The 7,045-nt window shown below is 64.9% G+C and carries 7 protein-coding genes and 1 pseudogene; 2 read left to right on the plus strand and 6 right to left on the minus strand.

Translation table 11 applies throughout. From position 1 onward, the window contains the following. Positions 1–249: 249 nt before the first annotated feature. From DPQ23_RS14800 to DPQ23_RS14825, 6 genes and pseudogenes are all read right to left on the minus strand, one after another. Positions 250–494, minus strand: a pseudogene (locus DPQ23_RS14800) (transposase); the annotation flags it as partial. Continuing rightward, the gene (locus DPQ23_RS16000) at positions 428–832 is read right to left on the minus strand and encodes a cation diffusion facilitator family transporter (protein ID WP_240602835.1); all 405 of its coding nucleotides are present in this window, start codon (positions 830–832) and stop codon (positions 428–430) included. The pseudogene DPQ23_RS14800 and the gene DPQ23_RS16000, both read right to left, overlap by 67 nt. A gap of 55 nt (positions 833–887) precedes the next feature. After that, positions 888–1,385, minus strand: a complete 498-nt coding sequence (gene copM, locus DPQ23_RS16095) for a CopM family metallochaperone (RefSeq protein WP_205961482.1) — start codon at positions 1,383–1,385, stop codon at positions 888–890. Positions 1,386–1,422: 37 nt separating this feature from the next. Further along, positions 1,423–1,755 carry a four-helix bundle copper-binding protein gene (locus tag DPQ23_RS14815; protein WP_112875542.1) on the minus strand — a complete coding sequence of 111 codons (333 nt, stop codon included), beginning with the start codon at positions 1,753–1,755 and terminating at the stop codon, positions 1,423–1,425. Positions 1,756–2,498: 743 nt separating this feature from the next. Continuing rightward, positions 2,499–3,494, minus strand: a complete 996-nt coding sequence (gene dmeF / locus DPQ23_RS14820; protein ID WP_112875543.1) for a CDF family Co(II)/Ni(II) efflux transporter DmeF — start codon at positions 3,492–3,494, stop codon at positions 2,499–2,501. 10 nt (positions 3,495–3,504) lie between these two features. Continuing rightward, on the minus strand, positions 3,505–3,780 hold the full coding sequence (locus tag DPQ23_RS14825; protein WP_112875544.1) for a metal/formaldehyde-sensitive transcriptional repressor: 276 nt from the start codon (positions 3,778–3,780) through the stop codon (positions 3,505–3,507). A gap of 762 nt (positions 3,781–4,542) precedes the next feature. Between DPQ23_RS14825 and DPQ23_RS14830 the strand changes: the two genes are divergently transcribed. Beyond that, on the plus strand, positions 4,543–5,013 hold the full coding sequence (locus DPQ23_RS14830) for a DUF3768 domain-containing protein (protein ID WP_162630789.1): 471 nt from the start codon (positions 4,543–4,545) through the stop codon (positions 5,011–5,013). Between the two features lie 269 nt (positions 5,014–5,282). Then, positions 5,283–6,962, plus strand: coding sequence for a ParB/RepB/Spo0J family partition protein (locus DPQ23_RS14835; RefSeq protein WP_112875546.1), 1,680 nt, complete (start codon positions 5,283–5,285; stop codon positions 6,960–6,962). Positions 6,963–7,045: the final 83 nt, after the last annotated feature.

Below are 7,045 nucleotides of genomic sequence, written 5' to 3' on the forward strand. Positions count from 1 at the left end.
TGATCTCCCTGGCGGTTGCCGCCGCCGGTTGGGTGGGTGAGACTTCACCCGGAGATTACGCCGCCTTCCAATTTCCACCACTTCCGAGACACGACCTCGGCCCACCCGCGGTGAGGTTCCGCTGCAGCAGGTTGGGCGCGACATTGAAGGCGTGATCGCTGTCGGTCGTGCGCTTGAACGCCGCTCGCTGCGGACGACCTGGATGCCGTTCTGGCGCAGTGAGGAGGGTCAGAAAACAGTCCGGGGGGACTGTTTCCTGATCCGGCTCAAGTCCCGCAGAATCTGGTTCTCTTTGCGCAAGCGCTCGTTATCGCGCGAGCCGGATCGGCGTCTTGCTCGGGGACATCGGCTTCTTTGGAAAGCGTCCGGACCCATTTGCGGAACTTCGAAAGCCCGATCCTCAGATCAGACGCAACCTGACGCCGGGTCAGGCCGCTGGTGAGCGCGATGCGCACCGCATCCCGCTTGAACTCGTCGCCGCGTGTCGCTGCCATATTTGGTCTCCTTCTTGTTGAGCATCGCTCTCAGAAGACCAGAACAGAGCCGGGACAGGTCCAAGTTGGACGTGATGCACATCCGTGACGCCTTCCAGTCCTCGAATGGCGTCGATGGCGGATTCCAGGTCAAGGTCATCCGGCGTGCCTTGCAGCAGGATGTGCAGGGCCTCGCGCAGGATGCTCCATGATGCCCAGAGCAGCACCAACCCGAAGGCCATCGCGAGCAGGCGGTCGATGGCGAGGAAGCCCGTGAAGCGGATCACCAGGGCCGAGACGATGATGAGAATGCTGCTGACGGAGGTCTGCAGGTTCGCCTCCTGCAGACTGTGCACCATGCATCCTTGCGGTCGTTGAGACCACCGGAGCCTCACGCTCCGGCGGCCGGGCTGCTTACTGCTGACCCGCGTTCTTCTCGACCCAGGCGGTCATCTCCTCGATTTCCGGGCCTTGGGCGTCGATGATTTTCTGAGCCATCGCTTTCGACTCCTCATCATCGCCATACTTCAGCTCGACTTCGGCCATCGCGATGGCACCCGCATGATGCGCGATCATTCCGCAGTGGAAGGCGAGATCGGGGTCCTTGATCGTATGGGTAGCCATCATGGGAACGTTCATCTTCATCATGGCCTGCATGGAGGCTTGCTGGGCTTCATCCATGCCTTCCATGCCTCCCATCATACCGGACATGTCCATGCCCTGCATCATTCCCGGCATTCCGGACTGCTGGATCGCGTCCTGGCAGCCCTGCGGCAGGATCGACAGGTCCGTCATGGAGCCTCCCTGTCCCGCCATGTGGCCCGCCTGCCCCCCGGTCCCGCTCTCCTGAGCGAGAGCCGCGGGTGCGGCGAGAAGGGCAACGAAGATGGCGGCTGACTTGAACTTACGCATGAAGGTTCTCCTTTGATGTAACTGGTGTCTGTAGCGGTCAGGCGGCCATTTTCCGGCAGCTTTCGGCGCACCGGCGGCAGGCATCGACGCATTCCTGCATGTCGCCGACCTGCTCGCAGCTCCGGGCGCATTCCTCACAGATCTCGGCACACTCACGGCAGAGATGCTTGTGATGACTGGTGCCGATCAGCATGAAGTTTGCCGAGGTCTGGCAGATCTCGGCGCAGGCGATCATGAGCCGGAAGTGGCTCGGCTCGACATGCCGGCCGCCTGCCTCAAGGCAATGGTTCATGGCCATGCTGAGGCAAACGCTATGGCAGCGCTGGCATTCGTCGATGCAGTTCTGCATTTCAGTGGACATCTGGTGCATGTGGCTTCTCCGTTGCGAAAGCGCCGGAAACAGGAAGCGGCGAGCGCGGCGCCAGTCTCACCGCCATCGAGGACGCAAGGTGAAAACCTCGCGTTCATTGACCGCAATCCGCCTGTCTGAGGCTTAGGAGTGGGCGCCCACCTCTTCAATCAGGCTTGGCGCTTCACTTCCGATGGAACGCGATCAGATCCGATAGGGGAGCCGTGGAGGACGACGCAGCCCTTCAGGGTCGTACCCCGCCAATGAGGAGACAACCAACAGGGATTTCGACCGTACGCCCCAAGGCTCGTTCAGATGCGTATCCACGTCCGGCATCAGCGCCAGCAGACACGCCTCTCCGCAGCAGGGAGCAGTTCCATCCTTGGCAGTGCCATGCTTGTGGCCGACCGCCGACGAATGCTCATGGTTCTCGCCAGGCTCGGCAGCAGTATGACCTGTAACGAGTGATGTTTCGGCGTGAGCAACGGAATGATCATGGGCGTGGGAACGTGCGCCTTTGGCAGCCACACCATGCGCCACGAACATCGCGACCGCCAGAATTGCGATTGCACTCGCAAGCTTCTGCCAGACCGACGCAACTCTTGTCCTGGTGACCGGTCGTCCCATGGCACAGGAACGCCGATGGCGAGGACTCGTTCCAGCTTGGTGCTCGATCCCTGATCCAGCACTCGCGCGGTACATCCAAGGCGAGAGGAAGTGGGAGTCCCATAATCCCGAGCATGACTGACACTCCCAACCGGGGGTCAGAGCACTGTCCGTTCGTATGCGATCTCTGGTTGCCGCACCTCGACGGTGACATGGGCCAGTTCGTGGACAGGCCGGAGCCGCGCGCGGATGGTCTCGGCGTCTATGGGGCCGGTGACGCTGACGATGGCGGCGTAGGCTTCGGGTCCCACGCGCCACAGATGCAGGTCGGTGATGCGCGCATCCTCGGCGCTTTCGACCTGCTCGCGCACCTCCGCCTCCAAAGCGGGATCGGTTGCGTCGAGCAGCACCAGGGCGGAGTCGCGCATCAACAACCAGGACCAGCGTGCGATCACGATCGCGCCCAGGATGCCAACGGCCGGATCGAGCCAGAGCCAGTTCAGGGTGCGGCCTGCGAGCAGGGCGACGATGGCGAGCACCGAGGTCAGGGCGTCGGCCAGGACGTGGAGATAGGCCGCGCGCAGGTTGTTGTCTCCCTCCTGTCCCAGAGGCCCGTGCTCGTGGTGGTCGTGTCCGTGGTCGTGATGGTGGTCATCACCATGATCATGGTGATGACCGTGCTCGTGGTGATGATGGCCATGGCCGAGCAGGAGCGCGCTCAGGAGGTTCACCGCCAGGCCGACGACCGCGACCAGGATGGCCGTGCCAAAGATCACGGGCCTGGGCTCCAGCATCCGCAAGACCGACTCCACGGCGATGCCGAGGGCCACCACGCCCAAGAGGAGCGCCGAGGAGAAGCCCGCGAGATCCCCCACCTTGCCGGTGCCGAAGGTGAAGCGCGGGTTGCGGGCGTGGCGCTTGGCGTAGGCATAGGCCGCTGCCGCCACGCCCAGGGCGCCCGCATGCGTGGCCATGTGGAAGCCGTCCGCCAGAAGCGCCATGGAGCCAGTGAGCCAGCCCGCGACGATCTCGCCCAGCATCATGGCAGCCGTGAGCAAAACGACCGCAAGTGTCCGGCGGGCGTTCTCGTCGTGCGAGCGGCCCAGGAACACGTGCTCGTGCGTCAGGGCATTGATGTCGGCGTGCGCGGACATGGCAGGAACCTCACTTCCCGTAGCGGCGGATGATGGCGGCCAACTCGTCGGCGGCCCGGGCGCGATCGGCGTCAGGAAGGCCAGGACGGGCCACGTGCTCGCGCAGGTGGTCCTCGATCAACTCGTCCATGAGGCCGAAGACGGCTCCGCGAACACCGGCCACCTGGTGGAGAACGGTCGCACAGCCCTCCTCACCGGCAATGGCTTTCTCAATGGCGGCAACCTGGCCGGCAATGCGACGAACGCGCGCCAGAAGCTGGTCCTTGTTGGTGGTGGTGTGCGACATAGGAAAGGAGGGTAGCCTATACAGTCTGCCGGAGAAAGCCTCCTTTCAGCAAGTCGCGGAGGCGTTTCACGTCGCTCTCCTCGGAGCATGCAGGAACGGACACGGGGATGCTTCCAAACGGTTGATTTCCGGTATGGGCGTCCCCTCCGGGCCGGGCTCTCGTTCCGGCCGTCGAGCGGCCTCCACCCGAGCCAGGCGCGTGCGCCTGTCTCGGCCCTTCGGGGTGCGATCCCTGACGCGGAACACGGGCAGTTATCCAAGGGCCGCACTCGGCCCGGCAGCGGCGAGCCGGACGCGCCATCAAGGAGCGCAGGCGAGTGAGCCGCTGTGGGTAACTGCCCGCCTGGGCCCCTGACGCAACGCTTCGGAGAGAAGAAAGAAGGATCGGAGATCCCCGCTGATGCGGGGCTCGCGCCATCCGGGGGGATTCGGACGAGCCGAACGCCCCCGGTTTGATGGTCCGCGCGCGAAGGGCGCGCGTCCGTCTCTGGGAACCGCCGGTTCCCCCACGCAAGGCCGCGCGCTTGACGGGGGCGAGGGGTTTCCCCGGCCTTCCTGCGCTTATCGCTCCGTGCAGGCCGGGTGATCCCCCTCCCCTCGCCCCCTACGCGCAACCTTGCGCGGGACCCCCTCCTGCCCTCGCCGGGAGGCAGGGTTTCAGGAGAGGCGCCGCTTCGCGGTCCTCGCCTGCAACCCCGCCCATCATGGGCACCCCGACCGAGGCAAAGACCAAAGCGGGACCGTCGCAAAGGAGTGATGAACATGGCCGAGGCCACCGACCTTTTGACCTATGTCTGTGCTGCTTGCGGAGTCGAGCAGACCGCCCCCGTTGTTCCCTCCATGTGCAAGGGCTGCGGTGAGACGGGCGAGGCGCGCGACTTCCCCACCCGCGAAACCCTGACCATCCGCGAGCAGAACGACCAGTTCCGCACAGGGCTGGTGTTGCCCACCGGATGCTCCCTGCCCGGCACTGTCGTCGTTACCGCAGGCATCCGCGCCCGTGGCCGCGACTTCGAGACGGCTGCTTATCTGGCCGTTGCCAAGGATACCGCCTTCACCGAGGACAATGACCCTTGGGGCGATCACGGCTTTGGCGTCGTCACCGTCAAGGATGAGCGGCTCTACTGGAAGATCGACCTCTACGACCGGGCGCTCGAATACGGCTCCCCCGAGCCGACCGACCCCGCCAAGACCCACCGCATCCTGACCATCCTTTTCCCGTCCGAATACTGACGGACGGGCGCGAGATCGGCCCGCGCTTGCTCCGTCGCGGGCCGACATCCCGGCAATCAACCGGAAAGGAGGTGAGGAAAATACCGGAACACTGGCTCCATCAGCGCCGCCGCGAGGCATGGGCGCTCATCAGGAAGGGCGGACTCTCCGCCAAGATCGGCCGCGCCTTCCTGCTTCAGCACGGGACCGTTTGAGGCCCCTCGCCCTGCCCCCAAAGGGGACAGGGCACCGATAACCCACAACTACCGTCGCAATCAAGGAAATCACCCATGTCCAATGTAACCGCTTTCGCACGTGACGCCCGCGCCATCGAGGCCCCCGGCATCGAGGCCCTGCCGCTGTCCGACCTTTACCTTTCCGACATGAACCCCCGGCAGGAGGCCGACCCCGAGGGCATCGCACTCCTGGCTGACAGCATCGCCATGATCGGCCTGATCCAGTCGCTCGCTGGATTGCGCGACCCGCAAGGCAAGGTCGGTATCGTCGCCGGAGGTCGCCGCTGGCGCGCGATCAAACTGGCGCTCGAACGCGACCCCGAACTTGTCGCGCATCGGCCCGAACTCGCCTTTGTGCCGGTCCGGCTGGCTCCTGACGAGGCCACCGCTCGCGCATGGGCTGCCGTCGAGAACACTGCCCGCGAGGACCTGCACCCCGCCGACGAAATCCGCGCCTATGGCCGGATGCGCGACGGCGGCGCCGATGTACCGACCATCGCCCGCACCTTCGGCGCGACCGAGGCCCATGTCTATCGCCGCCTCGCCCTTGCCGCCCTGCCCGCCCCGGTGCTGGACGCGCTGAAAGCAGGCGAAATCACTCTGGGCGTCGCCAAGGCGTTCACCGTCGCGGACGACGAAGCCCTTGCCCTGTCGGTGCTGGAACAGGCCAGAGGGCGCGAAATGAGCGAGCATCGTCTCAAGCAGCTTTTGCAGCCCGAGGCGATCAATGCCGCAGGAGACCGCCGCGCCCGCTTCGTCGGGATCGATGCCTACCGCGCCGCAGGCGGACGCATGACAGCTGACCTCTTTGCCGACACGGCGCTGTTGCAGGACGGCGAACTGCTGGCCCGCCTCTTTGCGGAGAAGCTGACGGCCGAGGCCGCAACCGCCGCCGAAGGCTGGAAATGGGTCGAGACGGTCGATGCGTCGTGGATCGACTACCAGACCACTGCCGCACTGGGGCGCGTCTATCCGGTCGAGGGCGAGTTGACGGAGGAACAGGCCGAACGGTTCGACGAACTGGCAGAACTGGCCGAGGCCGACGTTCTGGACGAGGACGGACAGGCTGAACTGGACGCCCTGCAGGCGATCCTCGATGGCGGTTTCACCGACGAGCAGAAAGCCCATGCCGGGATCATTGCCTATGTGAGCAACGAGGGCGAACTGCGGCTGCATCAAGGGCTGGTCAGGCCCGAGGATACTGCCGCAGCCGTTGAAGCCGGGGTCATGCAGGAGAACCGGCACACCATCGGCAGCAGCGCCAAGGACAGCAAGCCGAAATCACCTTATTCCGGCGCTCTGGTCGAGGACATGCGAGCCGTTCGGCTCCATGCGGTGCAAGCCGCGCTGCTGGCGAAGCCGGAACTGGTGCTGGACCTGCTGGCCTTCGGATTGTCCGGCGAGAGCGGCAATGACCGCGTGTTCGGTATCCGCCCCGAGACCGCCCGGAACTGCCCGAGCGTCACGGACGGGCTGGATGGCGACCCCCGCCTTGCCGACCCCGAGCGCACCGGCAGCGGCTGGCTGGACGACGACGAACGGCTGCTCGCATTCCGCACCTTCATCGAGAAGGGCAAGAAGCACCGCAATGCAACGATCACGGCGGGGATCGCCCGCACCCTGCCCTATCCGGGCATCCGCGACGGCTTCTTTGCCGCCATCGAGGACATGGCCGGGGCTGATCCGCGAAAAGTCTGGACGCCGACCGCCGAGAACTTCCTTAGTCCGGCCTGAACAACTTCTACTGCATTGATTTTGTGTGCTGAAGCTGCGGTTTTGTTGGCTTTGAATTGCAGGGTTTCGTATGCTTTTGCCAG

Origin of the sequence: Paracoccus endophyticus (genome assembly GCF_003286075.1) — a bacterium.
In the GTDB taxonomy this organism is placed as follows: domain Bacteria; phylum Pseudomonadota; class Alphaproteobacteria; order Rhodobacterales; family Rhodobacteraceae; genus Paracoccus; species Paracoccus endophyticus.